Source organism: Haemophilus sp. Marseille-P9675 (assembly GCF_916862695.1).
In the GTDB taxonomy this organism is placed as follows: domain Bacteria; phylum Pseudomonadota; class Gammaproteobacteria; order Enterobacterales; family Pasteurellaceae; genus Haemophilus; species Haemophilus haemolyticus_K.
The window spans coordinates 152,657-177,930 of sequence record NZ_CAKASP010000002.1; the positions used below are offsets into that span (position 1 = coordinate 152,657).

The 25,274-nt window shown below is 38.4% G+C and carries 30 protein-coding genes; 10 read left to right on the top strand and 20 right to left on the bottom strand.

All coding sequences use genetic code 11. The features are described from left to right. Positions 1 to 219 carry a YejL family protein gene (locus LIX50_RS04335; protein WP_005625990.1) on the bottom strand — a complete coding sequence of 73 codons (219 nt, stop codon included), beginning with the start codon at positions 217 to 219 and terminating at the stop codon, positions 1 to 3. A 128-nt stretch (positions 220 to 347) separates the two neighbouring features. On the opposite strand from LIX50_RS04335, the gene yejK reads away from it, so the two are divergent. From yejK to cpxA, 4 genes are all read left to right on the top strand, one after another. Next, on the top strand, positions 348 to 1,364 hold the full coding sequence (gene yejK, locus LIX50_RS04340; protein ID WP_048953880.1) for a nucleoid-associated protein YejK: 1,017 nt from the start codon (positions 348 to 350) through the stop codon (positions 1,362 to 1,364). Positions 1,365 to 1,428: 64 nt separating this feature from the next. After that, positions 1,429 to 1,842, top strand: coding sequence for an outer membrane protein assembly factor BamE (gene bamE / locus LIX50_RS04345; protein WP_048953882.1), 414 nt, complete (start codon positions 1,429 to 1,431; stop codon positions 1,840 to 1,842). 56 nt (positions 1,843 to 1,898) lie between these two features. Then, entirely contained in the window at positions 1,899 to 2,606 is a 708-nt protein-coding gene (locus tag LIX50_RS04350) for a response regulator (protein WP_048953883.1), read from the top strand. 4 nt (positions 2,607 to 2,610) lie between these two features. Continuing rightward, positions 2,611 to 4,017: an envelope stress sensor histidine kinase CpxA gene (cpxA, locus tag LIX50_RS04355; RefSeq protein ID WP_048953884.1), complete on the top strand. Its 1,407-nt coding sequence runs from the start codon at positions 2,611 to 2,613 to the stop codon at positions 4,015 to 4,017. A gap of 38 nt (positions 4,018 to 4,055) precedes the next feature. On the opposite strand, the gene epmA is transcribed toward cpxA, so the two are convergent. Next, positions 4,056 to 5,027 (bottom strand): elongation factor P--(R)-beta-lysine ligase, encoded by a 972-nt coding sequence (gene epmA, locus LIX50_RS04360; RefSeq protein ID WP_048953885.1) that lies wholly within the window; start codon positions 5,025 to 5,027, stop codon positions 4,056 to 4,058. A 216-nt stretch (positions 5,028 to 5,243) separates the two neighbouring features. On the opposite strand from epmA, the gene frdA reads away from it, so the two are divergent. Genes frdA through frdD form a run of 4 tightly spaced genes read left to right on the top strand, consistent with a single transcriptional unit; the run spans position 5,244 to position 8,584 of the window. Then, positions 5,244 to 7,043 (top strand): fumarate reductase (quinol) flavoprotein subunit, encoded by a 1,800-nt coding sequence (gene frdA / locus LIX50_RS04365; RefSeq protein ID WP_046942098.1) that lies wholly within the window; start codon positions 5,244 to 5,246, stop codon positions 7,041 to 7,043. After that, positions 7,036 to 7,806 carry a succinate dehydrogenase/fumarate reductase iron-sulfur subunit gene (locus tag LIX50_RS04370; RefSeq protein ID WP_005645965.1) on the top strand — a complete coding sequence of 257 codons (771 nt, stop codon included), beginning with the start codon at positions 7,036 to 7,038 and terminating at the stop codon, positions 7,804 to 7,806. The genes frdA and LIX50_RS04370 overlap by 8 nt, the downstream gene beginning before the upstream one ends. Before the next feature lie 10 nt (positions 7,807 to 7,816). Beyond that, positions 7,817 to 8,227 carry a fumarate reductase subunit FrdC gene (gene frdC, locus LIX50_RS04375; protein WP_048953886.1) on the top strand — a complete coding sequence of 137 codons (411 nt, stop codon included), beginning with the start codon at positions 7,817 to 7,819 and terminating at the stop codon, positions 8,225 to 8,227. A gap of 12 nt (positions 8,228 to 8,239) precedes the next feature. Then, on the top strand, positions 8,240 to 8,584 hold the full coding sequence (frdD, locus tag LIX50_RS04380) for a fumarate reductase subunit FrdD (protein ID WP_048953887.1): 345 nt from the start codon (positions 8,240 to 8,242) through the stop codon (positions 8,582 to 8,584). A 128-nt stretch (positions 8,585 to 8,712) separates the two neighbouring features. Here frdD and LIX50_RS04385 read toward each other — a convergent pair whose 3' ends face one another. The 11 genes from LIX50_RS04385 to ccmA form a co-directional block, all read right to left on the bottom strand. Beyond that, complete coding sequence (locus tag LIX50_RS04385; protein WP_048953952.1) at positions 8,713 to 9,006, bottom strand: hypothetical protein; 294 nt, start codon at positions 9,004 to 9,006, stop codon at positions 8,713 to 8,715. A gap of 8 nt (positions 9,007 to 9,014) precedes the next feature. Next, the gene (locus LIX50_RS04390) at positions 9,015 to 9,530 is read right to left on the bottom strand and encodes a hypothetical protein (protein WP_048953888.1); all 516 of its coding nucleotides are present in this window, start codon (positions 9,528 to 9,530) and stop codon (positions 9,015 to 9,017) included. A 210-nt stretch (positions 9,531 to 9,740) separates the two neighbouring features. After that, positions 9,741 to 10,658, bottom strand: a complete 918-nt coding sequence (gene ccmI, locus LIX50_RS04395; RefSeq protein ID WP_048953889.1) for a c-type cytochrome biogenesis protein CcmI — start codon at positions 10,656 to 10,658, stop codon at positions 9,741 to 9,743. Then, on the bottom strand, positions 10,659 to 11,120 hold the full coding sequence (locus tag LIX50_RS04400) for a cytochrome c-type biogenesis protein (RefSeq protein WP_048953890.1): 462 nt from the start codon (positions 11,118 to 11,120) through the stop codon (positions 10,659 to 10,661). Next, complete coding sequence (locus LIX50_RS04405; RefSeq protein ID WP_046942240.1) at positions 11,120 to 11,665, bottom strand: DsbE family thiol:disulfide interchange protein; 546 nt, start codon at positions 11,663 to 11,665, stop codon at positions 11,120 to 11,122. The genes LIX50_RS04400 and LIX50_RS04405 overlap by 1 nt, the downstream gene beginning before the upstream one ends. 113 nt (positions 11,666 to 11,778) lie before the next feature. Next, on the bottom strand, positions 11,779 to 13,725 hold the full coding sequence (locus LIX50_RS04410) for a heme lyase CcmF/NrfE family subunit (RefSeq protein ID WP_048953891.1): 1,947 nt from the start codon (positions 13,723 to 13,725) through the stop codon (positions 11,779 to 11,781). Then, positions 13,722 to 14,243: a cytochrome c maturation protein CcmE gene (gene ccmE, locus LIX50_RS04415; protein WP_005631161.1), complete on the bottom strand. Its 522-nt coding sequence runs from the start codon at positions 14,241 to 14,243 to the stop codon at positions 13,722 to 13,724. Before ccmE ends, LIX50_RS04410 begins: the two co-directional genes overlap by 4 nt. Beyond that, entirely contained in the window at positions 14,240 to 14,443 is a 204-nt protein-coding gene (ccmD, locus tag LIX50_RS04420) for a heme exporter protein CcmD (protein ID WP_005634314.1), read from the bottom strand. The genes ccmE and ccmD overlap by 4 nt, the downstream gene beginning before the upstream one ends. Positions 14,444 to 14,484: 41 nt before the next feature. After that, positions 14,485 to 15,225: a heme ABC transporter permease gene (locus tag LIX50_RS04425; RefSeq protein WP_005634316.1), complete on the bottom strand. Its 741-nt coding sequence runs from the start codon at positions 15,223 to 15,225 to the stop codon at positions 14,485 to 14,487. 60 nt (positions 15,226 to 15,285) lie between these two features. Then, the gene (gene ccmB / locus LIX50_RS04430) at positions 15,286 to 15,951 is read right to left on the bottom strand and encodes a heme exporter protein CcmB (protein ID WP_005637214.1); all 666 of its coding nucleotides are present in this window, start codon (positions 15,949 to 15,951) and stop codon (positions 15,286 to 15,288) included. 4 nt (positions 15,952 to 15,955) lie between these two features. Beyond that, positions 15,956 to 16,594: a cytochrome c biogenesis heme-transporting ATPase CcmA gene (gene ccmA / locus LIX50_RS04435; RefSeq protein WP_048953892.1), complete on the bottom strand. Its 639-nt coding sequence runs from the start codon at positions 16,592 to 16,594 to the stop codon at positions 15,956 to 15,958. 261 nt (positions 16,595 to 16,855) lie between these two features. On the opposite strand from ccmA, the gene sodA reads away from it, so the two are divergent. Beyond that, complete coding sequence (sodA, locus tag LIX50_RS04440; RefSeq protein ID WP_048953893.1) at positions 16,856 to 17,509, top strand: superoxide dismutase [Mn]; 654 nt, start codon at positions 16,856 to 16,858, stop codon at positions 17,507 to 17,509. A gap of 44 nt (positions 17,510 to 17,553) precedes the next feature. Here the strand turns inward: sodA and LIX50_RS04445 are convergent, their stop codons facing one another. The 7 genes from LIX50_RS04445 to LIX50_RS04475 form a co-directional block, all read right to left on the bottom strand. Beyond that, positions 17,554 to 18,309, bottom strand: coding sequence for a class I SAM-dependent methyltransferase (locus tag LIX50_RS04445; protein WP_048953894.1), 756 nt, complete (start codon positions 18,307 to 18,309; stop codon positions 17,554 to 17,556). 131 nt (positions 18,310 to 18,440) lie between these two features. Further along, the gene (gene nagA / locus LIX50_RS04450) at positions 18,441 to 19,586 is read right to left on the bottom strand and encodes an N-acetylglucosamine-6-phosphate deacetylase (RefSeq protein WP_048953895.1); all 1,146 of its coding nucleotides are present in this window, start codon (positions 19,584 to 19,586) and stop codon (positions 18,441 to 18,443) included. 57 nt (positions 19,587 to 19,643) lie between these two features. Next, positions 19,644 to 20,447 (bottom strand): glucosamine-6-phosphate deaminase, encoded by an 804-nt coding sequence (gene nagB, locus LIX50_RS04455; RefSeq protein ID WP_048953896.1) that lies wholly within the window; start codon positions 20,445 to 20,447, stop codon positions 19,644 to 19,646. Positions 20,448 to 20,624: 177 nt separating this feature from the next. After that, complete coding sequence (nanA, locus tag LIX50_RS04460) at positions 20,625 to 21,503, bottom strand: N-acetylneuraminate lyase (protein ID WP_005631506.1); 879 nt, start codon at positions 21,501 to 21,503, stop codon at positions 20,625 to 20,627. A gap of 10 nt (positions 21,504 to 21,513) precedes the next feature. After that, entirely contained in the window at positions 21,514 to 22,380 is an 867-nt protein-coding gene (locus LIX50_RS04465; RefSeq protein ID WP_048953897.1) for a MurR/RpiR family transcriptional regulator, read from the bottom strand. After that, positions 22,373 to 23,275 carry an N-acetylmannosamine kinase gene (locus LIX50_RS04470; protein WP_048953898.1) on the bottom strand — a complete coding sequence of 301 codons (903 nt, stop codon included), beginning with the start codon at positions 23,273 to 23,275 and terminating at the stop codon, positions 22,373 to 22,375. The genes LIX50_RS04465 and LIX50_RS04470 overlap by 8 nt, the downstream gene beginning before the upstream one ends. Before the next feature lie 44 nt (positions 23,276 to 23,319). Next, positions 23,320 to 24,006: a putative N-acetylmannosamine-6-phosphate 2-epimerase gene (locus LIX50_RS04475; protein ID WP_048953899.1), complete on the bottom strand. Its 687-nt coding sequence runs from the start codon at positions 24,004 to 24,006 to the stop codon at positions 23,320 to 23,322. A 276-nt stretch (positions 24,007 to 24,282) separates the two neighbouring features. Between LIX50_RS04475 and LIX50_RS04480 the strand changes: the two genes are divergently transcribed. Beyond that, positions 24,283 to 25,269, top strand: a complete 987-nt coding sequence (locus tag LIX50_RS04480; protein ID WP_080351572.1) for a sialic acid TRAP transporter substrate-binding protein SiaP — start codon at positions 24,283 to 24,285, stop codon at positions 25,267 to 25,269. Positions 25,270 to 25,274: the final 5 nt, after the last annotated feature.

Genomic DNA, 25,274 nt, shown 5'->3' on the forward strand with positions numbered 1-25,274 from the left:
TTAACGTGTTTTTACCGCATTAATTAAGGAATTAGAAAACGCTTGAGCTAATGCCTCACGTTGAGTTTGTGGCACACTGGTGGTTAATAAATTACTCGCCATGTTACCCAGTGCGATTAAGGATAGATCTACAGGGGCTTTATGCTTTTCTAATACTGCGATCATATCGTTTACAATCGCACTTAATTGAGCATCAGAATATTTAGAATGTTGAGCCATAATGTTAAAAATAAAACAAAAAATTTGGCTTATGATACCCGATTATTTGGTAGAACCTAAATAATTTCTTTTTTCTTGCTTAAAAAGTGCGGTTATAATTTGCGGCAAATTTTTCAAAGGTGACAAAAATGAGTATTACCGTTAATCAAATTGTTTTGCATCAGTTAGTCAAAAATGTGGATGGCGACAGCATAAAAATGGAAAGCGTATTACGCGATGAGCTGTTGTCAATTACGCCAGAAGTAGAACAAATGATGTTGCAACTTCATCAAGGCTATCAAAATAAAGCTAAGGCTTTTGGTGTGTTTCAGGAAAAGTCTATATTTGCACAACATTTAAATCGTTTATTGGAACAAGAAATTGAGTTTTTAGGTTTTAGTCAATACTCAACAAAATTGCTTGCAGATGAGCTAGGTAAATATAACTTTGCAGAAAGTGGTACTTTGATTTTATGTCAATATAATTTCTTAGCAACAGATTATTTGTTTATTGCATTGCTTGATAGCCGTCATAGTATGTTAGTGGATGAGCATTTAGATATTCGCCGTACAGAATATCTTGATATTACTCAGTTTGATATTGCGGCAAGAGTGAATTTGACGGATTTGCAGGTGAATGCAAACTCTAATCGTTATTTAACTTTCATAAAAGGCCGTGTCGGTCGAAAAATTAGTGATTTTTTCATGGATTTTTTAGGTGCCGAAGAAGGATTAAATCCACAAGTACAAAATCAGTGTTTATTGCAAGCAGTGAGTGATTACTGCGATCAAGGCGAACTCAACAAAGAGCAAACTCAAGCGGTGAAAAAACAAGTGTTTGAATATTGCAAAGCTCAACTTGCAGGCGGTGATGAAATTGAATTGCAGGAACTTTCTGATTCCTTACCCACTCTAAACGAACAGCCTTTTGTTACCTTTGCGGGAGAACAGAATTATGGCTTGGAAGATAGCATTCCGCCAGTACGTTCAACTTTAAAATCCCTAACGAAATTCACTGGTTCAGGAAAGGGGGTGAGTATTAGTTTCGATGCCGATTTATTAAATACTCGAATTCAATGGGAACCAATGACGGATACGCTTACTATCAAGGGTTTACCGCCGAATTTAAAAGATCAATTACAAAAGGCTTTAAAATCAGAGAATTAATTTGGAAATATGCTCAAACTTGGGTATTATTTGACAGTACTTTTGCACAAATAAGGTAAAGAAAATGCAAGTTAAAACACTTTTAGGCGCAACCTTTTTAGCATTAAGCGTCGCTTCTTGTTCCACCGTTGAAAAAGTTGTATATCGAATTGATGTACCGCAAGGCAACTATTTAGAAGCGACTACAGTTGCTCAAGTTAAAGAAGGCATGACAGCTCAACAAGTACAATATTTGTTGGGTACGCCAGTATTAATCGATCCTTATAATAGTCAGACTTGGTACTATGTGTTCTTACAACAACGTGCTTATGAAACACCTGTTCAACACACTTTCACTGTAAAATTTGATCAACGTGGTATGGTGACAGAAACCAATCTTGATAAACCTTTGCCAGAAGTTTTGCAACAAGGCGAAAACAACACCATTATTCAAACTGGTGAGAAACCAAAATCAAGCTGGTGGCAATTCTGGAAATAAGCTTACACTTATAGTGACAGTATAAACACAGACGTTTGATAAAAAGGACAGCGCCTATGTCAAAGCTCTTACTCGTTGATGATGACATTGAATTAACGGAATTACTATCTGCACTCCTGAAACTGGAAGGATTTGAAGTTCAAACAGCAAATAATGGATTAGAGGCATTACAAAAACTGGATGAAGGCCATGAGTTGGTTTTACTTGATGTGATGATGCCTAAGCTAAATGGTCTTGATACATTAAAAGAAATTCGTAAAGTCTCTAATGTGCCAGTGATGATGCTTACTGCAAGAGGTGACGATATCGATCGCGTGCTTGGTTTAGAATTGGGTGCGGATGATTACTTGCCTAAACCATTTAATGATCGTGAATTAGTTGCCCGTATAAAAGCTATTTTACGCCGTAGCGTCCTCCTCAAAACAGAAAACGGTAAATCTACAAAAAATTCTGAAAATGAAAATTCAGTAATATTCTTTCACGGGATTGAATTACATCCAATTTCTCAACGAGCTATTTATCAAGGTAAAGATTTAAATTTAACTAGCACAGAATTTTTACTATTTTACCAATTAATTCAATCTCCAAATGGTAGCGCAACCAGAGATGAACTCAGTGAGAAAGTATTGGGCAAGCCTCTTACTCCCTTTGACCGTTCCATTGATATGCATATGTCAAATCTACGTAAAAAACTCCCTCTCCGAGAGAATGATCTACCTTGGTTTAGAACATTACGTGGACGTGGATATCTTTTAGTGCCATAGAATAATGAAACTCACTAAGATTTTTAATATTAACCAATTAGCCATACGTACATTTTCAGTTTTCTGGATAGCATTCTTTGCCATGATGACACTTATTGTTATCATGCCTTATTTTGATCTTCGAATTTATACGCCTTTAAAAGAATCTGAAGTAATCAACTACCAGAAAAGAATCATGGATACAATACGGAATAAACAACTTAGTAATCTACTCGTAGAGGCCCCCGTATTGCCAACAGATAAATACAATCCATATCGTCCTGTTTTAGTCAATTTACAGACCCAAAATATATTAGGTGAATTACCGGAAGAGCGTGATGCAATTTTAGCATTCTCTGTTGTTTCTGATGATTTTTCTCATCCCAAACGAAAAACTTTCAATGATTTACAAATTGTTGGCCCATTCCAAATTTATCTTAGTGATAAACCTGACGAATATGCTTTATTCTTCATCAATCATATAAATCCACAACAAGCAATTTTAAATTATTTATTTGATAACCCAGCTATGCTTGGTTTCTTAATCTTATTAATTACTACACCATTACTCTGGTGGTTCACAAAAACCATTGTCACCCCAATATCTCGTTTACAAGAAGCCGCAAATTCTGTCGCCCTAGGGAACTTTAAAATTGATCGTAACTTATCCCTATCAGGCCCTCTTGAACTTCGACAAGTTGGAAGAAGTTTTAATAGAATGTCAACGGCGATTGACAATCTTATCTCCAATCAACAATCTTTACTGTCTTCCATTTCACATGAGCTTAAAACACCACTAGCACGTTTACAACTAGCTACAGCGCTTGTTCGTCATGAATGTGGTGAAACAGATAGCGTAAAACGCATTGAAAGAGAAATTGGGCGCATGGATAAAATGATTAGTGAATTGCTTCTACTTTCACGCCAGAAAATGAATAGCCAAATGGAACGGGATATTTTTTATGCTAATACGCTTTGGACTGATATTATCAAGGATGCAAAATTTGAGGCTGAGCAACGTGGTATAGCGTTTCTCACAAATATTCGTTTACCTAAAAATGAATTACAACTTAACGGCAATTTTAGATTGCTAGAAAGTGCGGTTGAAAACATTGTGACAAATGCGCTTAAATACACCAAGGATAAGATCGAACTTCATATTTTTATCCAAGAAGAAGAAGAAGAAGAAGAATTTCTCAGGATCCGTATAGATGACAACGGATCTGGAGTCCATCCAGATGAATTTGAAAAAATCTTCAAACCGTTTTATCGAGTTGATGAAACTCGAACTAGAACGACTGGCGGCACAGGACTAGGATTGGCGATTGTGTCTAATGTTATTCAGGAGCATCAAGGAAAGGTCTGGGCTGAAAAAAGCCCACTAGGCGGGCTTGCTGTTACTATACGATTGCCATTATGGATCAGTAACTAAAAATCAAAAGTGCGGTAAATCTTTACCGCACTTTTCGTCTAGGCATTATCCACGGCAAAAGAAATCACTTCATTAATTTTTTCACAACCTAACGCAACCATAATCAGGCGATCGACTCCTAGCGCAACGCCAGAAGAATTTGGTAAGCCAGCTTCCAATGCAGATAGAAAACGTTCGTCAATGTCTCGAACTGGCAATCCATGTTTCTTTCTTTGCTGATTATCTAATTCAAAACGATGTCTTTGTTCTCGTGCATCTGTCAATTCATGGAAACCATTTGCCAGTTCTAACCCTTTGTAATAAAACTCAAAGCGTTCTGCAACTCGCTGATCTTCTGGGCTCACTTGTGCTAGGGCGGCTTGCGTTGAAGGGAAATGATAAACCGCCACAGGTCGATCTTTTCCTATTTGAGGTTCAACGACTTCACTAAATAAAAACTGTAATAAAGTATCGCGATCTTCATTATCTTCCGCCATAAAGTTATGTTTACGCGCCGCTTCGATTAATTCTGAACGTTCTGCAGATAAGGGATCTAAACCTACATATTCTTGGAAAACAAATTGGTAGCTTAAACTTTCTGCAGGTGGGCAATCTAAAATTTGTTGGAGTAAATCATCCACTTCATTAATTAAACGATGCATACTAAAGTGCGGTCGATACCATTCCAACATGGTAAATTCTGGATTGTGGCGATTACCGGCTTCTTCATTACGGAACACTTTACTGATTTGGAATATTGGTCCACTGCCTGCAGCAAGCAAGCGTTTCATATGATATTCAGGGCTTGTAGAAAGCCAAAGTGTTTTGGATTGTTCACCAAAAGGCGCGAGAAATTCTGTGCTAAATGTGGAAAGGTGCAAATCAGTGACGCCAAATTCACTTAGAACAGGCGTCTCAACTTCAAGTAAGCCTCGTTCTGTAAAAAATTGACGAATTTCAGCAATAATTTTTGCACGTTTAAGCAGATTTTTTATATCGGCAGAAGGTTGCCAATGAGTAAGTGCGGTCATTTTTATTCCCATTTTTAAATTTGCATCATTGTAAACGAGAGCCCTTCTCAACTCAATCTAAGCTTTTTTGAGGTAGATCACAAAATCATACTTTTTCCCCTTTTCCTACATAAAAAACGTTATTAATTTGTAACAAAAAATGGCAGAATGGCCTTACTAGATTACCCTTTTAGGGTGATTTCTATTTTTTACTTTCTACATTTATTGGAGGATATCGTGCAAACAGTTAATGTCGATATTGCGATTGTTGGCGCTGGTGGTGGCGGTTTACGTGCAGCGATTGCAGCAGCAGAAGCAAATCCTAACTTAAAAATTGCATTAGTTTCAAAAGTGTACCCAATGCGTAGCCATACTGTGGCAGCAGAAGGTGGCGCAGCGGCAGTTATCAAAGAAGAAGATTCTTACGATAAACACTTCCAAGATACTGTGGCTGGTGGTGACTGGCTTTGCGAACAGGATGTTGTGGAATATTTCGTACAACATTCACCAGTGGAAATGACTCAATTAGAACGTTGGGGATGTCCTTGGAGCCGTAAAGCTGATGGCGATGTAAACGTACGTCGTTTTGGTGGAATGAAAATTGAGCGTACTTGGTTCGCCGCTGATAAAACAGGTTTCCACTTATTACACACGCTTTTCCAAACTTCTATTCAATATCCACAAATCCAACGTTTTGATGAACACTTCGTATTAGATATTCTTGTTGATGATGGCCATGCTCGTGGTATGGTTGCGATGAACATGATGGAAGGTTCACTTGTTCAAATCAATGCAAATGCGGTTGTTATTGCAACTGGCGGTGGTTGTCGTGCATTTAAATTCAATACCAATGGCGGTATTGTAACAGGTGACGGCTTATCTATGGCGTATCGTCATGGTGTACCACTTCGTGATATGGAGTTTGTTCAATATCACCCAACAGGTTTACCGAATACCGGCATCTTAATGACTGAAGGTTGTCGTGGTGAAGGCGGTATCTTAGTGAATAAAGATGGCTATCGCTATCTTCAAGATTACGGTCTAGGACCTGAAACTCCAATTGGAAAACCACAAAATAAATATATGGAACTTGGTCCTCGCGATAAAGTTTCTCAAGCATTCTGGCAAGAATGGAAAAAAGGTAATACCTTAAAAACCGCGAAAGGCGTAGATGTTGTGCATTTAGATTTACGTCATCTTGGTGAAAAATATTTACATGAGCGTCTGCCATTCATTTGTGAATTAGCAAGTGCTTATGAAGGTGTAAATCCAGTGAATGAGCCAATCCCAGTTCGTCCAGTTGTTCACTACACGATGGGTGGTATTGAGGTTGACTTTAACAGCGAAACGCGTATCAAAGGTTTATTTGCTGTAGGTGAGTGTGCATCTTCAGGTTTACATGGTGCAAACCGTTTAGGATCTAACTCTTTAGCTGAACTTGTTGTGTTAGGTCGTGTTGCTGGCGAATATGCGGCACAACGTGCTGTAGAGGCTCAATCTGTAAATCAAAGTGCGGTTGATGCTCAAGCAAAAGATGTTGTCGCTCGTTTAGAAGCCCTTCATAAACAAGAAGGTAACGAATCTTGGTCTGAAATCCGTGACGAAATGGGTTCTGTAATGGAAGAAGGCTGTGGTATTTACCGTGACCAAGCAAGCATGCAAAAAGCAGTAGATAAAATTGCAGAATTAAAAGAACGTTACAAACGTATTCGTGTAGCAGATAACTCAAGCGTGTTCAATACAGATGTACTTTATACAGTTGAGTTAGGCTACATCCTAGATGTTGCACAATCTATTGCAAATTCAGCGATTGAACGTAAAGAATCTCGAGGTGCTCACCAACGCTTAGATTACACTGAACGTGATGATGTAAATTATTTAAAACACACACTTGCTTTCTACAATGAAAACGGTGCGCCGCGTATCGAATACAGTCCGGTGAAAATTACTAAATCTCAACCTGCAAAACGTGTTTACGGTGCGGAAGCAGAAGCTCAAGAAGCAGCTGCGAAAGCTAAGGAGCAAGCAAATGGCTAATTCACCAGTAATGAATGTTGAAGTATTACGCTACAATCCTGAAATCGATCAAGAGCCGCATCTAAGTACCTATCAAGTACCTTATGATAATCAAACTTCATTGCTTGATGCGTTAGGTTATATTAAGGATAAACTTGAGCCATCTCTTTCTTATCGTTGGTCTTGCCGTATGGCGATTTGTGGTTCTTGCGGGATGATGGTAAATAATAAACCGAAATTGGCTTGTAAAACGTTCTTACGTGATTACAGTGGCCATATGCGTATTGAGCCGTTAGCAAACTTCCCAATTGAACGTGACTTAGTGGTTGATTTAAGCCACTTTATTGAAAGTTTAGAGGCAATTAAACCTTATATTATTGGTAACGAAGCACCAGCATTAGATGGTAAACCACATCCATCGAAAGAATTACAAGTAAGCCGTACTAAACAAACGCCTGCACAGCTTGAGAAATATCGTCAATTCTCAATGTGTATCAACTGTGGTTTATGCTATGCCGCTTGCCCTCAATTTGGTTTAAATCCTGAATTTTTAGGTCCTGCAGCTATTACGATGGCTCATCGTTATAATCTTGATAACCGTGACCATGGTAAAGCAAAACGTATGTCATTGTTAAATGGTAAAAACGGGGTTTGGAGTTGTACTTTCGTTGGCTATTGCTCAGAAGTTTGTCCAAAACATGTGGATCCTGCTTCTGCAATTAACCAAGGAAAAGTGGAAAGTGCCAAAGATTATGTTATCTCTATGCTAAAACCAAAAAGCTAAGGGGGAAGGAATGTCAGTAACAGTTAGTAAACGTAAAAAATATGTCCGTCCAATGACAGCGACTTGGTGGCAAAAATTGGACTTCTATAAAGCTTATATGCTACGTGAAGCGACTTCAATCTTTGCTGTATGGTTTTGTATTGTATTGCTTTATGGTGTTCTTTGCCTCGCAAGCAATCCAATGCCAGGCTTAGGCATCTTGAGCTTTATTGAGTTTTTAAGAAACCCAATTGTGGTGTTCTTAAATATTATTACGCTTATCGCAACGCTTTATCATACGGTGACATACTTCTTAATGACACCAAAAGTAATGAATATCATTGTGAAAAATGAACGCTTACCACACCGCGTTGTAAGAAATGCACTTTGGGCGGTAACAGCATTAGTTAGCGTGATTGCTTTAGTTTTAGTTTATATCTAAGGGAGAGAAAAAATGGTTGATCAAAATCCAAAACGCTCCGGCGAACCGCCAGTATGGTTAATGTTCGGTGCAGGCGGCACAGTGAGTGCAATTTTTTTCCCTGTCGTTATTTTAATTATCGGTTTGTTATTACCATTTGGTTTAGTCGATGCGCATAATTTAATTACTTTTGCTTATTCTTGGATTGGTAAATTAGTTATTTTAGTGCTTACTATTTTCCCAATGTGGTGCGGTTTACATCGTATTCACCACGGTATGCACGATCTTAAAATACATGTGCCAGCTGGTGGATTTATCTTTTATGGTTTAGCCACAATTTATACCGTTTGGGTGTTATTTGCGGTAACGAGTCTATAAGAGCTAGATTCATTATAAAAAAGCGAGCATAAGCTCGCTTTTTTTACTATAAAATTATCGTCCTTTCTAATTATTACAATCAAAAAAACAGCTATAAAAATATAGCTGTCTAAATTCTCAAATTTCTATTACCAATTATGATAATGATGATAATAACCGACACCCACAGCGGGGACCACAGGAAGAGTAGGGCTAATAATTCTTACTTTCGCTTTCTCATCACTCGCATTCATTTTTAGTGGTGTTTCTTCTTGTTTAGAGACCCGAGCTTTTTGTGAGGCAACAACAGTATTTCCACTCTGCACTCGGGCGTTATATTCCTGAACTGTTTTCATATCATAAATGCCATTATCTGGCTTATTATCAGAAGAACATGCAACTAATAAACATGTTATACCTAATACTAAAATATTTTTTTTCATATCCACCTCTATTTACAAATTACTTCTGTTAACACCGCTTTCCCTTCTGATACATTGTTAACAGCCTTTTCCTTCAATTTCTTATTTTCTATAATTTGAATACGCTCAGATACTTTTTTATCAGAAATAGAATAAACGGGTACATAACTTAAATTTTGCGTATTCTTCCCACCATAAATTGTAGCGCCAGTTACGCTGCCATAATATTCTGTTTTATCATTGGGTGAAAGATAATTGTGGGTTGAATTTGTATAATTTACACCTCTAGCCTTAAACCCTTTACAAATCCCAGCCGGAGATTCATAAATAGTTTGAGATGAACTCATCTCATCCATTTTATAAACTTTTAATTCAATACTCTGCCCCAAAAGCTGTACATCATTATCTGAAATTTCAGACGAAAAGCTTTTTTGATCTGCCGAATCAACATAAGTAATATTACTTGCAATAGAAACCCGAGCAATAACAAGGCTGCTAACCATAAGAAAAAATAACGGAACCGAAATATAAGATTGATGCTTCATATTTATTTTTTCCTTAGTCTTTACTATATTGATATCGCTCTAACGTCAAACCATCAGGCTTAAAAAAGAATAACATTTCAAGCGATAAATTATCTATTCTAATTAGTTCGTATTAATTATGATAGTAACATAATGAAAACCTAATAAATAGGTTCATCATCAATAATCATTTTTACCGCACTATATCAGAAAGCACTACAATGCTCTAGGTTATTTTTCAGGGGTAATACTTTTTGATTTTTCTTCGTTCTGCGCTTCTAAAGCATCACGCGCGGCACGAATACTTTTTTCAATTAATGGAACCCTCTCATCATCTTTCGGCATTAAGCGCAGCATCATCGCCCAAGTCACTGCCGCCATTTTATAATCTTCCGTTTCAAAATAACGGAATGCGAGCAAACTTAGGGCCTCAACATTAGTATGATCTTGACGAATCACTTCACGTAATAAATCGCCACCTTTTAGTTTATCAGTCGCATCATCAGAGAACATCAACACGCGAGCATAGCCTAATTTATATTGCACATTATCTGGTTCTAACTTGTTGGCCTTCTGATAACTATCAAATGCTAAACGTACATCACCTAAATTCATCCCAATCTGACCGAGCATCCACCATTTTTTTGCATCAGTTGGATTTTTCTGCAAATCGATTCGAAGTGCGGTAGAAAATTGCTGCATTTCTGCATCAGAAAATGGATTTTTATCTTCATCTTTCATTCGCTCATAGAAATATGGCAATTTCGCATAAGTTTGCTCTAACATCGATTCAGCTTGCCAAGAGCCCACCATAAAATAAGAAGAGCCCGCGATAATTCCTAGCGCCAACACGCCAGACACAAACCACACTTTTCCATAAGATTTGCCAGAATAATCCGCATTCTCTTGAACCTTGCTCGGCACATCATCAAGCAAGGTCTTCTGTAATTCTTGTTTGAGTTGCTCAACATTTTCAACTAAACCTTGGGAATTATCTTGCTCAATTTCTTCCAAGCGCGAGAAATATAACGCCTTATTTAAATCATCACGTTTTTGCCAATGTTTCGCTTTGAATTGACGCAATAAAGGATAAAAACAAATTAACGCCACAACTAAAGTGGTTAATATAAAAATTAATGCAAAATTCATCTATTTATCCTTGTTTAATAATTCTGCCAAACGCGCATTATCTTCATCAGTTAAAACATCTTGGGATTTCACCGCACTTTGAGCTTTTGGCTTACGTCTTAATAAAAATACCACGCCTAACAACACAAGCAATAATGGCGCAATCCATAGCACTAATGTACTCGCTGTCATAGGTGGATCATAGGTTACAAAATTGCCGTAACGCGCCACCATATACTCCACTACATCATTTTTCGATTTGCCTTCTTGTAAAAGCTCAAATACTTTGCCACGCATATCCACAGCGATAGTCGCATTGGAATCCGCAATATTGTTATTTTGACATTGAGGGCAACGCAAAGATTGTGTTAATTGGTGGTAATCACTCTCTTGCTGTGGAGAACTAAAATTTAATGCGTCAATAGCTGAAAACGCCACTGAGCTAAACAAAAGTGCGGTCAAAAATAGCCATGTTTTTTTCATTATTGTTGCTCCGAAAGTTTGTCATAAATTGGTTTTAAAGTCTGAGTCCAAACTTTTTCGTTTACATCTCCAGCATAACGATAATGAATCACACCTTTTCCATCTACAATGAAAGTTTCTGGTGCCCCATATACTCCTAAATCCAAACCGAAAGAACCTTTTTCATCTTTTAAAACAACTTTATAAGGATTGCCAAGATCTTTTAACCACTTCATTGCTTTAGGTGATTCATCTTTATAATCTAAACCGATAATTCGCACACCGTCTTTAGCAAGTTTGTTTAAATATTGATGTTCGGCATAACAAGTCGGACACCACGTCGCCCACACATTAAGTAAAACTGGCTTACCTTGTTGAAACAATTCGTTCGTGTAAGCTTTATTTTCAAAAAGCTCCGTTAAATTTTTTGCTGGCACAGGCTTTCCAACCAAAGCAGACTCTAATGCTTTAATATCTTCACCTTGCGCATTACGTTTTAATTGCACTAAAAATGCAATTGTTATCGATAAAAAGAGAATAAGAGGAACGAGTAATTTTTTTTTCATTTTTTACCGCACTTTAAATATAAAAAACCAAAGTAGACTTTTATAAAAGCCCGCATTGTTCACATAATCTAATTAAAAGTTAAGGCACACCTTAATCAAGGTGCGCCGTCATATTATTTTTTCAATAAAGCGTTAAATCGATAGCGTCGATCGAACATACACAACAATCCACCTAACGCCATAAACAAGCCGCCAATCCAAATCCAGCGAATAAACGGCTTGTAATATAAGCGTAACGCCCAAGAATTATCATCAATCTTTTCACCGAGAGCCACATAGAGATCACGAGTTAAACCACCAGCAATGGCGGCTTCCGTCATAGACATACGACTTACTGTGTAAAAACGTTTTTCTGCAAATAAGCTTGCTTCTGGTTGCCCATCTTTCGAAATATCAATTTGCGCTTTTCCACCAATGTAATTTGGACCATTAACATCCGTCACACCTGCGAATTTAAAATCGTAACGACCAATTTGCGCACTCTCACCGACTTTCATTCGAACATCACGTTCTACGCTAAAGTTTTGGCTAAATGCAATTCCCCATACGGTCATTGCTACACCCAGATGGGCTAACATCATTCCCCAATGAGAACGAGATAGTTTGCGTACGCCCACAAAGAATGGTTCACGATGCGTCGCACGTTGTTGCAATTCATAAAGTGCTAGTAGAGCGATAATCACGGTCATCATTGAACCAAGCACCGAACTTACTGTAACTTTATCTTGCAAGAAGTAAGGTAACGCAAAACCCGCAATCACCATAACAAATACACTGATAACAACAGGCGTACGAATTGCAGAAAATTGGTCTCTACGCCATTTCACCAAAGGTCCAATACCAAGCAATAATGCAAATGGTGTCATAATAATTAAGAACATTTGATCAAAGAATGGCGCACCAATAGAAATAGAACCTAAACCAAGTTGTTTGTGAACGAGTGGTAACAATGTTCCTAAGAATACAACGCAAAGAGCGGTCATTAATAAGATATTATTTAATAACAACATGCTTTCACGTGAATAGCGTTCTGCATTATCACGAGAACGAATTTGACTTCCTTTATACGCATAGAGCGCTAGCGAACCACCAATCACCACAACGAGGTAAGCCAAAATATACAAACCACGAGTTGGATCCGATGCAAATGCGTGAACTGAAACTAAAATGCCAGAACGAACTAAGAACGTGCCGAGCAGACAAAGTGAAAAGGCTAAAATCGCAAGTAATACCGTCCAAGCTTTAAAAGAACCACGTTTTTCTGTCACAGAAAGAGAGTGAATCAATGCAGTACCAGCAAGCCATGGCATAAACGAGGAGTTTTCCACAGGATCCCAGAACCACCAGCCGCCCCAGCCAAGCTCATAATAAGCCCACCAAGAACCAAGTACGATACCTAAAGTTAAAAATACCCAAGCAGCAAGTGTCCAAGGACGTGACCAACGCGCCCAAGCTGAATCTAATTTTCCCGTCATTAAGGATGCTATCGCAAACGCAAATGCCACAGAAAAACCAACATAGCCCATATAAAGTAATGGAGGGTGGAAAATCAAGCCTATATCTTGCAACATTGGATTGAGCTCTTTTCCGTCCACTGGAAAATCTGGGAAAGTACGAGTAAAAGGATTTGAAGTGAACAAGACGAACAACACAAAACCTACGCTAATAATCCCCATAATACCAAGTACGCGAGCAACCGCTTCTTGGGGTAAATGTTTACTCAACAAAGCAACGGCAGATGACCAAACGGCGAGTAACCAAATCCACAGTAATAAAGAACCTTCATGAGAACCCCAGACGGCAGACAAACGATAATAAATAGGTAAAGCCGTATTAGAGTTATTCACGACATACTGAACACTAAAATCATTTACTGCGAATAAATAAAATAATGCAGCAAAAGCAATGCTTAAACTTGCCAATAAACCATAAGTCATTGGGCGAGCTAATGCCATTAATTGTACATTGCCCTTTTCTGCCCCCCACAAAGGGAAAATCGCCAACATAAGCGATACGGCTAAACTTAAAGCCAGCGCATAATTTCCTAATTCAGCAATCATTTTGCGCCTTCTTTTTCTTGACGATCACGTGTGCTTTCGCCTTTTAAATCAGCATCACCAATCCCCATTGGTTTATGCACTTTTTGCATTTTTTCACCAAGTTCTGGTGGCACATAATTTTCATCGTGTTTAGCCAATACTTCTGTCGCGGTTAAAACGGTTGGCTGAGTTAATACACCTTGAGCCACAATACCTTGTCCTTCACGGAAAAGATCCGGCAAAATGCCTTCATATTCAACAGTGATCGCAGGGCCAATATCATTTAAATCAAACCGCACTTTCAAGCTTTTTGGATCACGCACTACTGTGCCTTCAACCACCATACCGCCAACACGAATACGTTGCCCCACTTCAGGTTTTTGATTCGGGTTATTATCCTTACCTTGAATCACTTCAGATGGCGTATAAAACAAATCGATATTTTGACGTAACGCATACAGCATCAATCCACTTGCAATAGCAATGCCGAGCACAACAAAAATGACTAATTTAAATCTGGATTTACGTCTTGGATTCATAGTGTGTTCCCTTTATTTGCTTGTTGTAAACGTTCTTCGCGTTGTTGCTCACGCAATACATTTTGTAACACTGTCTTGCGTTGTTTTACACTTTGAACAATTAAGGCAATCACTGCCACTAAACTTACTGCATAGGATAACCATACGTAAAAACCGTAGCCACCCATATTAAAAAAATCACTCCAAGTCTGGAAAAACATAAAATATTCCTTCTAAAAATCGCTAAAAAACTAACCGCACTTTATTTCAGTGTTTGAGCCAATGCTTTAACCCAAGGACGTTTCGCATCTTCTTTCAATAATTCCACGCGATAGCGAACTAAAGTAAGCCAAATATACAAGGTTAAAAAACCGAAAATACACAAAATTAATGGAACCAACATTGGAATTGCAATGGATGGTTTTTCCAGTTTAGTGATACTCGCACCTTGATGTAACGTGTTCCACCATTCCACAGAAAAATGAATAATCGGTAAAATCACGACCGTTGTAATGCATAAAATCCCAGCCGCTTTTGCCCCTACGTTACGATCTGAAAAAGCAGAATAAAGCGCTAAGATACCAAGATAAAGAAAGAATAAAATCAATTCTGCAGTTAAGCGAGCATCCCACACCCACCAAGTGCCCCACATTGGTTTACCCCAAATGGCGCCCGTAACAAGCGATAAGAAAGTAAACAATGCTCCAATTGGCGCCATTGCAATCATGGCGAGGTGAGCTTGCTTAATTTGCCATACAAGGGCAACCACAGCTGCAATCGCCATTGATCCGTACACACCCATTGACCAAATCGCTGTCGGCACATGAACATACATAATTCGGAAACTATTACCCTGTTGGTAATCTGCTGGGGCGAATGCTAAGCCCCATACAATGCCAACACCGAGTAAAATAAGTGTTAAAAATGCAAATAGCGGACTCAATTTACCGCAGATACGATACTGAGTTTCGGGTTTTGCATAAGGATGTAACCACTTCCACATAAAAAAGATCCTTAAAAATTTAAGAGAAAAACCACCGCACTTTTATACGGTAGAATGAAATTAATTATCTAAACTAATTCGCAGTGCCGCGGCGATGGCAAAAGGCGAAAGTGTTACTGCGCCAACCATCATAGCACCTAAAATTGCCAGTTGCCCGCCATAAGGCACATTTAAGCCTGCCGCCTCTAATACTGATGAGGCAAAAATTAAAACAGGAATAAACAACGGAACAACAAGCAAACTCAACAACACGCCCCCTTTTCGCAATCCCACTGTTAAGGCCACACCAATTGCACCGATACAACTCAATACAGGAGTGCCCAGTAACAATGTCAAAACCAATGCCCACCAAATATTGACCTCAAGAGAAAGCAATAAAGCGGCAATAGGCGATAGCAAAATAAGCGGTAAGCCTGTGAGTAACCAATGCGCAACCACTTTCGCCAAAGCAGTCATCGGCAAAGGCTGTGCGGTTAACATTAATTGTTCAAGAGAGCCATCAATAAAATCATCACGAAACAAACGTTCAAAAGAAAGCAATGCTGAAAGCAATGCGGCTACCCATGCAATACCCGGTGCGATACGGGAAAGTAATTTAGGATCTGGCCCAATAACAAGCGGAAACAAAGTAATCACAAGCAAAAAGAACCATAGCGGATTTAAAATCTCCGCATTTTTGCGCATCGCAATTTGAAGTTCACGTTTAATTATTTCTAAGAAAATCATTAAGTTATTCCGCTTTATAAGCCGCTAAATTCAATTTTTGCAGATGAGAACTTGGTACTTCTTGGTGGCTGGTTAACAACACAATGCCACCTCGTTGAGCATGCTCATCAAAAAGTGCGGTTAGAATTTCCACGCCTTTTTTATCAATCGCAGTAAACGGCTCATCTAAAATCCATAAGGGCGCTTGAGACAGCCATAAGCGACCTAATGCAATACGCTTTTGTTGTCCTGCTGAAAGTTGTGCGGCAGGCAAATCTTCACGACCTAATAATCCCACTTCCTCAAGCAAATCCCACAAAATATCAGTATTTTGTTCCGCTTGGCTAATTCGTTGATAAAACTGCAAATTTTCCCATGCTGTTAGTTCTGGTTTTACGCCTGAAAGATGACCTAAATAAAGCAAATTTTGATGATACTGTTCACGTTGTTTAGAAATTGCTTCAGCATCCCACCGCACTTCGCCTTCTAAAGGTTGAGCTAAACCCGCAAGAATACGTAATAAACTGGTTTTACCTATGCCGTTATGCCCTTCAATTTGCACAAAATCACCGCTATTAAAATAGCAAGTCAAAGCACGAAAAAGTACTCGCTCACCACGTTGGCAGGATAAATTTTGCAGAGATAACTTGTGTGGTTCAAACATAATTGCAAAGGGAAAATAAAAAGTGGCGGTATTCTATCACAAGAGAAATATTTGACGAGATTTTAGCTCTCAAAACAAATAACTCTTTAGAAGTAGATCGATAGGTTTATTGATTTAAAACAAGGTTTAATAAATTCGTCTATTAATGCAAAAGGAAAAACATTTAATGATCTAAATCAAAATTTTTGCTATTATTTGCCCACTTTTGGTTATAGACCAAAACCCTCAACGAAATTTGTCTTTACATAGAAGGAATAAATTATGGCTTACACTCTACCTGAATTAGGCTACGCCTACGATGCATTAGAACCACATTTCGATGCGCAAACAATGGAAATCCACCACAGCAAACACCATCAAGCTTATGTAAACAATGCAAACGCTGCATTAGAAGGTTTACCCGCTGAGTTAGTGGAAATGTGCCCAGGTCAATTAGTTTCTAACCTTGACAAAATCCCTGCAGAAAAACGTGGTGCATTACGCAATAATGCAGGCGGTCACACAAACCACAGTTTATTTTGGAAAAGTTTGAAAAAAGGTACTACTTTACAAGGTACATTAAAAGATGCGATTGAACGTGATTTCGGTTCTGTAGAAACATTTAAAGCTGAATTTGAAAAAGCAGCCGCAACTCGTTTTGGTTCAGGTTGGGCGTGGTTAGTATTAACTGCTGAAGGTAAATTAGCCGTGGTATCAACAGCAAACCAAGATAACCCATTAATGGGTAAAGAAGTGGCAGGTTGTGAAGGTTTCCCACTTTTAGGTTTAGACGTTTGGGAACACGCTTACTACTTGAAATTCCAAAACCGTCGTCCAGACTACATTAAAGAATTCTGGAACGTGGTAAACTGGGATTTCGTTGCAGAACGTTTTGAACAAAAAACAGCCCATTCAGAATGTAATTGTGCTAAATAATAAAAGATAAAGGCCTAGAAAAGTAGGCCTTTGTTTTTTTTATATTATTTTTGACTACATACAGCAATAAAATGTAATTTATGTTCAGGATCATTAAAGGTTTTGAACATTCTTTTAAATTGCTCACGATTTTCTGCTTTCATAGCATTACGGATGATTTTTAACGTCCCAAGAATGCCCTCATCATAAATCATCCCTTTTGGTGAAAGTAAAGTCATCTCACCAGAGAAAGTATCAACATTTCTAAAGCCACTTTCTTGGAATATTCCTTTCCAGCCATCTTTCGTTAATGGCGTTACCGTCACGTTAATCGCTTTGCGCATATTTTCTAGAATCGTTTGATGATCATTCCCCACCAGCATAACATCGTGAGTAAGCAATAAACCATTTGGTTTTAACACTCGAAAATATTCTGCAATGGCTTTTTTCTTAGCTTCCACGGGTAACATCGTGAGCATCGCTTCATTGATGACAATATCAAAACTTTCATCTGCAAAAGGCAACTTCATCGCATTCGCACGCTGCACATGAATTTTGTCTTGAAAGCCATTTGCGACGATATTTGCTTGTGCTTTTTCTAACGCATGTTCGTCTAAATCAACACCTTCAATATGGCAACCAAATTGCTTCGCCAATCCAATGGCTGTCGTTCCCATATTACAGGCAACCTCTAACACTTTTTTATCTTGGCCAAAATCGCCATTGGCAATTAACCAGTCTGTCGCTTTTTTACCGCCTGGACGCAAACGAGTTTTACCTAAACGTGCAAGAAAATTATGCCCTACTTCATCTTTCGCCATATCTATCTCCTAGTAATTAACTTGGTTTTATATTATAGATGAAAATTATTCTTATTAAAGTAGTAAAGCAAAAAATAACCCAACCGATTGGTTGGGCTATAAAAGATCAGAAAAATTTACCGCACCTTAAATCAATTAGGTTTCCATTCACCATTAAGCACAGTTGCTGTCACTTTATAATCTGACGTAAACACGGCTAAATTTGCGATTTTTCCTTTTTCTACCGAACCTAAACGATCATCCACACCAATTGCTCGTGCAGGATAAAGGTTACTCATTCGAATTGCTTCAGCAAGCGGAATTTCTACAAACTCGACTGCATTCTTAATAGATTCGATCATAGTAATTGATGCTCCAGCAATCGTACCGTTTGCATCAAAACAGCGGCCATCTCGGATATAAATGGTTTTTCCTACGAATGTGAAGGTTTCCAATTCTGGTGGAGCCCCTGCTGCAGCAAGAGAGTCAGTCACAATACAAAGTTTGTCACCTTTGATTTTTTTATCAATGCGAACATTGCCGTAATTGATATGCACACCATCCACGATAATACCGGTGTAAACATCAGAATCTAGTACTGCACCTACTACGCCCATAGCACGTCCAGAACTAATTGGCGACATTGCATTATGCAAGTGAGTCGCAAAAGTTGCGCCTTTGTGGAATGCGGATTTAGCGACTTCATAAGTCGCATTAGAATGGCCTACAGAGACAATAATGCCCGCTTTCACAAAATCAGGCGTATAGTTAATAGTTGGGTTTTCTGCGGCAATGGTAATTTTTGTAATGACATCACCATTTTCACAGAGGAAATCTTTCATTTCAGGCGTAATTTCACGAATATATTCGGGACGGTGTACACCTTTTTTCTCAACACTGATAAACGGCCCTTCAATATGTAAACCAAGTGCTTGGTTTTTATGCTTGTTTAAATATTCACGCATAATTTTCACCGCACTTTTTATGTTTTCATCTGGTGCCGTGATAAAAGTAGGAAGGAAACTGGTACAACCTGATTTCAAGTTAGTTTCCTGCATAATTTCCAAGGTTTCAACGCTAGTTTGGTCGTTAAACATCACGCCACCGCAGCCATTTAATTGAAGATCAATAAAACCCGCCGTTAAATTATTACCTTGTAAATCAATGGTTTTGATGCCTGTTTCTAATTCAGCTTGTGGAACTACCGCTTCAATAATTTCACCGTTAATAATTACCGCAAAATCACGTAAAACATCATATTTTGTGTAAATCACACAATTTGTTAATGCATATCTCATTTTTTGTCCTTAAATAAAATAATCAGAAAAATGACCGCTCTTTTGAGCGGCAGGATCTTATAACACGCTATGAATGGCGCGTTGTTCTAATTCAGTAAAATATTTAACTGTTTTTACTTTCAATTCTTGCTGTGCAGGTTCATCACAAACTAACACAAAATGGCGATGTAATTGAAGTGCACTCACTGTCCACATATGGTTCACACCACCTTCGACTGCTGCTTGAACGGCAAGCGCCTTATGATGGCCAGTTGCAAGGATCATCACTTCTTCTGCATCTAATAATGTGCCTACACCAATAGTCAAAGCATATTTAGGCACTTTATTCACATCATTATCAAAGAAACGTGAATTTGCGATCAGCGTGTCTTGAGTTAACGTTTTAATACGAGTGCGAGAGCTCAATGATGACGCTGGTTCATTAAAGGCGATATGGCCATCATTTCCTACTCCGCCCATAAATAAATTAATTTTTCCGTAAGATTTAATTTTTTTTTCATAACGGTGGCATTCCGCATCATGATCATCCGTATTGCCGTTAAGAATATTGATATTTTCTGGCTGAATATCGATATGATTGAAGAAATTGTTATACATAAAACTATGATAACTTTCAGGATGTTCCTCTGGTAAACCCACATATTCGTCCATATTGAATGTTACTACATGCTTAAAGCTCACCTCTCCCGCTTTACAAAGTGCGATTAATTCTTGGTAAGTTTTTAATGGCGTGCCACCAGTTGGTAAACCGAGAACGAAAGGACGTTCAGCTGTAGGATTAAAATGATTGATACGATCAACAATATGGCGTGCAGCCCAACGACTCACCTGTTGTTCGTTGTGTAGAGGGATAAGACGCATACTATACTTCCTTCATTTTCAATACCGTGGATAAACAAACCAACGGTTAAACATAATGGTTCCCCACTACGAAATAGAAAAACTGAGAAGCAGGAAACGAGAATTGCTACCCCAAGAGGGACAAATTACGAGTAACCTAGGGAAATCACTCCCTAGGTTCTCACGATATTCCATTAATTATAAAAATTTCGCTTTCAACTCTTTTGCTTTAGCAAGCTGAGCATCTGTTGCTTTTGCTGTCATTGGCTCACGGCAATAACCCGCATCCACACCTTCTAATTTAAGCAATTCTTTGATGGTTAAATATAAACCATTCGCTAAAATACCTTCGATTAAATCGTTGGTTACGTGTTGAATTTCTAACGCTTCGGCTAATTTACCCGCTTTGGTTAGTTCAAAAATTTGACGAGCACGAACGCCGTTTACGTTAAAAGTTGAACCAATTGCGCCATCCACACCAAGTGCGGCTGCAGGTAACATCATTTCATCGAAACCAGCCCAAATTAAGTGGTTTGGATAAGCTTTTTTCAAACGTTCTAATAAGTAGAAATCACCTGCTGTGAATTTTACCCCTAATACTTTCGGGTTTTTGTAAAGTTCACCAAATTGTTCAATTCCCATATTCACGCCAGTTAAGAACGGAATAGAATACACGATCATATTATTGCCCGTTTCTGCAATAATGGTGTCGTAATAATGTTTGATTTCAGGGAAACTAAATTTATAGTAGAACGGAGTAACCGCAGATAAGCTATCGTAGCCTAATTCTGTTGCATATTTACCTAATTCAACTGCTTCTTTCAAGTTTACGCTACCCACTTGAGCAATTAGCGCGATTTGATCTTTTGCTTCATCTTTTGCAATACGGAAGATTTCTTTTTTCTCTTCAGTTGAAAGCATAAAGTTTTCGCCTGTTGAACCACCCACATATAAACCATCAACTTTCATCTTGTCGATATTGTGGCGGATAATTTGACGTAAACCTTTTTCATTAATTGTGCCATCTTCATTAAATGACACTAATAATGCACTGAAAATACCTTTTAAATCACGCATAAGTTTTCTCCTATTTTATACGTTGTTCAAGAATCACATTGAGGGTTTTTTGCTTGGTTTGAGCTGCAAGTTCTTCTTCGCCCTGCACTAACAAAGCATAAATTAAATCTAATACAAAAAGCTGTGCAATTTTGGTACCAATGGAGTCACCTTGTAGCTTCCCTTGTTTATTACCATTTACCAAAACATAATCAGCATATTCTGTAACAGGTGAACGCAAACTATGAGTTAATGCCACTGTCGTTGCACCATTTTGTTTAGCAATTTTGAGTGTATGTGCTGTTTCAGCGGAATATCCTGAATGACTTAAACCAATTGCCACATCAGAAGAGGTAAGTAATGCCGCCTGCATATACATAAAATGATTATTGCCTGTTGCATCCACTTGGAAACCGATACGCATCAACTTATTTTTTGCATCTTCAGCGGTCACACCAGATGATCCCACGCCAAATAAAAAGATACGACGTGCTTTTTTAATGGCTTTAACAACTTGCTCAAGCTGTTTCAAATCTAATAAATTAACCGTTTCTTCCATTACATTAGAAACTGCCGTTTGCAACTTTTGTGCAATCGTTAAAGAATCATCGCTCGGCATAATTTCTGTTTCGAGCACTGTTTCATCATTGTTATCTTTAGTAGCAAGCTCAATGGAAAGTTCTAATTTAAAATCGCTGAAACCTTTAAAACCAATGGTTCGACAAAAACGGACGAGCGTAGCTTCTCCAACTTCCAAATGTTTAGCGATTTCTGAAAGGGGACATTGAGACACCAAATCGGGCGAACGTAAAATCGTATCAGCAATTTTTTTCTCTGACTTGGTTAGACTGTGGTAAAGCGAACTAATGGTATTTAACACATTTCCGGATTTAGCCATAAATTGTTCCTTTTGGTTTATCAAGCAGAACATCTTTCACCCAATAAGCTGCGCCGACTAATCCTGCATCTTGACCAAATTTAGCAGATTCAATATCACAGCTATATACAGCAGGCATATCCTGTAAGAAACGTTTGACTAATGGTAAATAACCTTCAGCCAACCCGACACTACCACCTACAACAACTTTTTGTACATCCAATCCAATCACTAAATCCGCCACTAAATTGGCAATGGCTTGGGCTGAACGTTCTATAAGTGCGGTAGCTTTTTCATCATTTTTTCTAAAACGTTCAAAAACTTCTCTTGGCTCACAAGGATCATCCCATTGGGAAGACACCGCTTCAATTGCACGCCCTGCAGCAACTGCTTCTACACAACCTCGACGACCACAACCACACATTGGGCCATTTGGATCCGCTAATGTATGCCCGATATGTCCCGCGATTCCCTTAGGACCAGTTTGTAATTGTTGGTTTAATATGACACCGCCACCCACGCCAGTAGAAACTGTAATAAAAACAAAGTTTGATACTTTTTCTGAATCTTGAAGTTGGTATTCCGCATAGGTTGCTGCTTGCGCATCATTTAATAAGCCAATTGGTTTATCCGTGTGTTTAGCAATACTTTCTTTTAGTGGAAATTGATTCAAACCACCTAAATTTTTAGGATTAAGTGCGGTTAAAACACCATCATTTATAATACCGGTTGAAGCCACCGCCACATAATCAAATAGCCCTGCATAATGAGTAAGAAGTTGTTCTAATGCTTGATGCATTCCTTCTACCACATTTTCACGCGGTGTATGAATTTGTTGGCGTTGTTCAACTTCGCCATTTTTTACGATAGCCGCTGCGATTTTTGTACCGCCAATGTCTAGAGCTAAACAACGCATAACTTATCCTTATAGTATGAAGTATTTTCTCACACGTCTTACGACTATCTTGCAGATTTCACAGAATTAGCGAACCAACTCACGATATGCTCAAGGCGAGTTAATGCTGAACCAACGGTGACGCAATCTGCGCCAATTTCAATGGCCACTTTTGCCAATTCAGGGGTGTTATAGCGACCTTCTGCCATCACAAAACAACCTGCCGCTTTTAAATCTTTCACTAATTGATAATCAGGCTTTTCAGGAACTGGACCACCTGTATAACCAGACATTGTGCTGCCCACAATATCAAAACCGAGTTTTTGACAATGCAAGCCTTCTTCTAAATTAGAGCAATCTGCCATAGCCAAGCAGCCCATTTCATGGATTTTTTTCACCGCACTTTCAATATCAACTGGACGAGGACGGCTAGTGCCATCTACCGCAATAATATCTGCCCCTGCATTGGCAAGATCTTCAATATCTTGCAGAAATGGCGTAATACGAATCGGACTATCAGGTAAGTCACGTTTTACAATACCGATAATTGGAATGTTTACGAAAGGACGTGTCGCTTTAAGGTTATCTACACCTTCAATACGTAAACCTGATGCGCCACCAGCAACGGAAGCTTGAGCCATGGCAGAAACAATTTCAGGTTTATCCATTGGACCATCATCAACGGGTTGGCAAGAAGCAATGAGACCGTATTGAATTTGAGAAAGCACATCTTGATGAGATAATTTCGACATAATATCACTCCTAAATATAACTGAGCCTGCATTTTCGTCAGTGCTCAGCATTATATAAAAACATAACTCCATTTTAAAATTTTTTTTGAAGTATTTTTTTGCCAATGTGATCTACCTCTCAATTTTGAAATAAAACTTCAAAGAGCAGTTCAAAAAGTATTTTTTTACTTTAGAATAGCGCCCGAGTCGTTTTTTTGATGTCTAAAACATCGAGCATTCACTTTCAATCCAAGCCAATTATGGCTTATATCAACATAGGTTCACACAGGAGCGAACATTATGAAATTTACTAAACTTTTCCTTGCAACTGCTATCACATTAGGCGTTTCTTCAGCCGTTTTTGCCGCAGATTATGACTTAAAATTTGGTATGAATGCAGGTACTTCATCTAATGAGTACAAAGCAGCTGAAATGTTTGCGAAAGAAGTAAAAGAAAAATCACATGGTAAAATTGAAGTTTCACTTTATCCGAGTTCACAACTTGGTGACGACCGTGCAATGTTAAAACAATTAAAAGACGGTTCTCTTGACTTCACTTTTGCTGAATCAGCTCGTTTCCAATTATTCTATCCTGAAGCAGCAGTGTTCGCGTTACCATATGTCATCACCGACTACAACGTTGCACAAAAAGCATTACAAGAAACCGCATTTGGTAAAGATTTAGTTCAAAAAATGAATAAAGAGCTTGGCATCACGCTACTTTCTCAGGCCTATAATGGGACTCGCCAAACAACTTCAAATAGAGCAATCAATAGCATTGCTGATATGAAAGGTTTAAAACTTCGTGTACCCAATGCCGCAACTAACTTAGCATACGCAAAATATGTAGGTGCATCGCCAACACCTATGGCATTCTCTGAGGTATATCTTGCACTTCAAACTAACTCTGTCGATGGTCAAGAAAACCCATTAGCGACCGTACAAGCACAAAAATTCTATGAAGTGCAAAAATTCTTAGCGATGACTAACCACATCTTGAATGACCAACTTTATTTAGTGAGTAACGAAACTTATAAAGAATTACCGGAAGATCTTCAAAAAGTAGTCAAAGACGCCGCTGAAAATGCAGCAAAATACCACACTAAATTATTCGTAGATGGCGAAAAAGATTTGGTGAAATTCTTTGAAAAACAAGGTGTAAAAGTAACCCATCCAGATTTAGCGCCATTCAAAGATGCGATGAAACCATTCTATGCTGAGTTTGTGAAACAAACTGGTGAGAAAGGTGAAAAAGCATTAAAAGAAATCCAAGCGATTAAATAATCCCC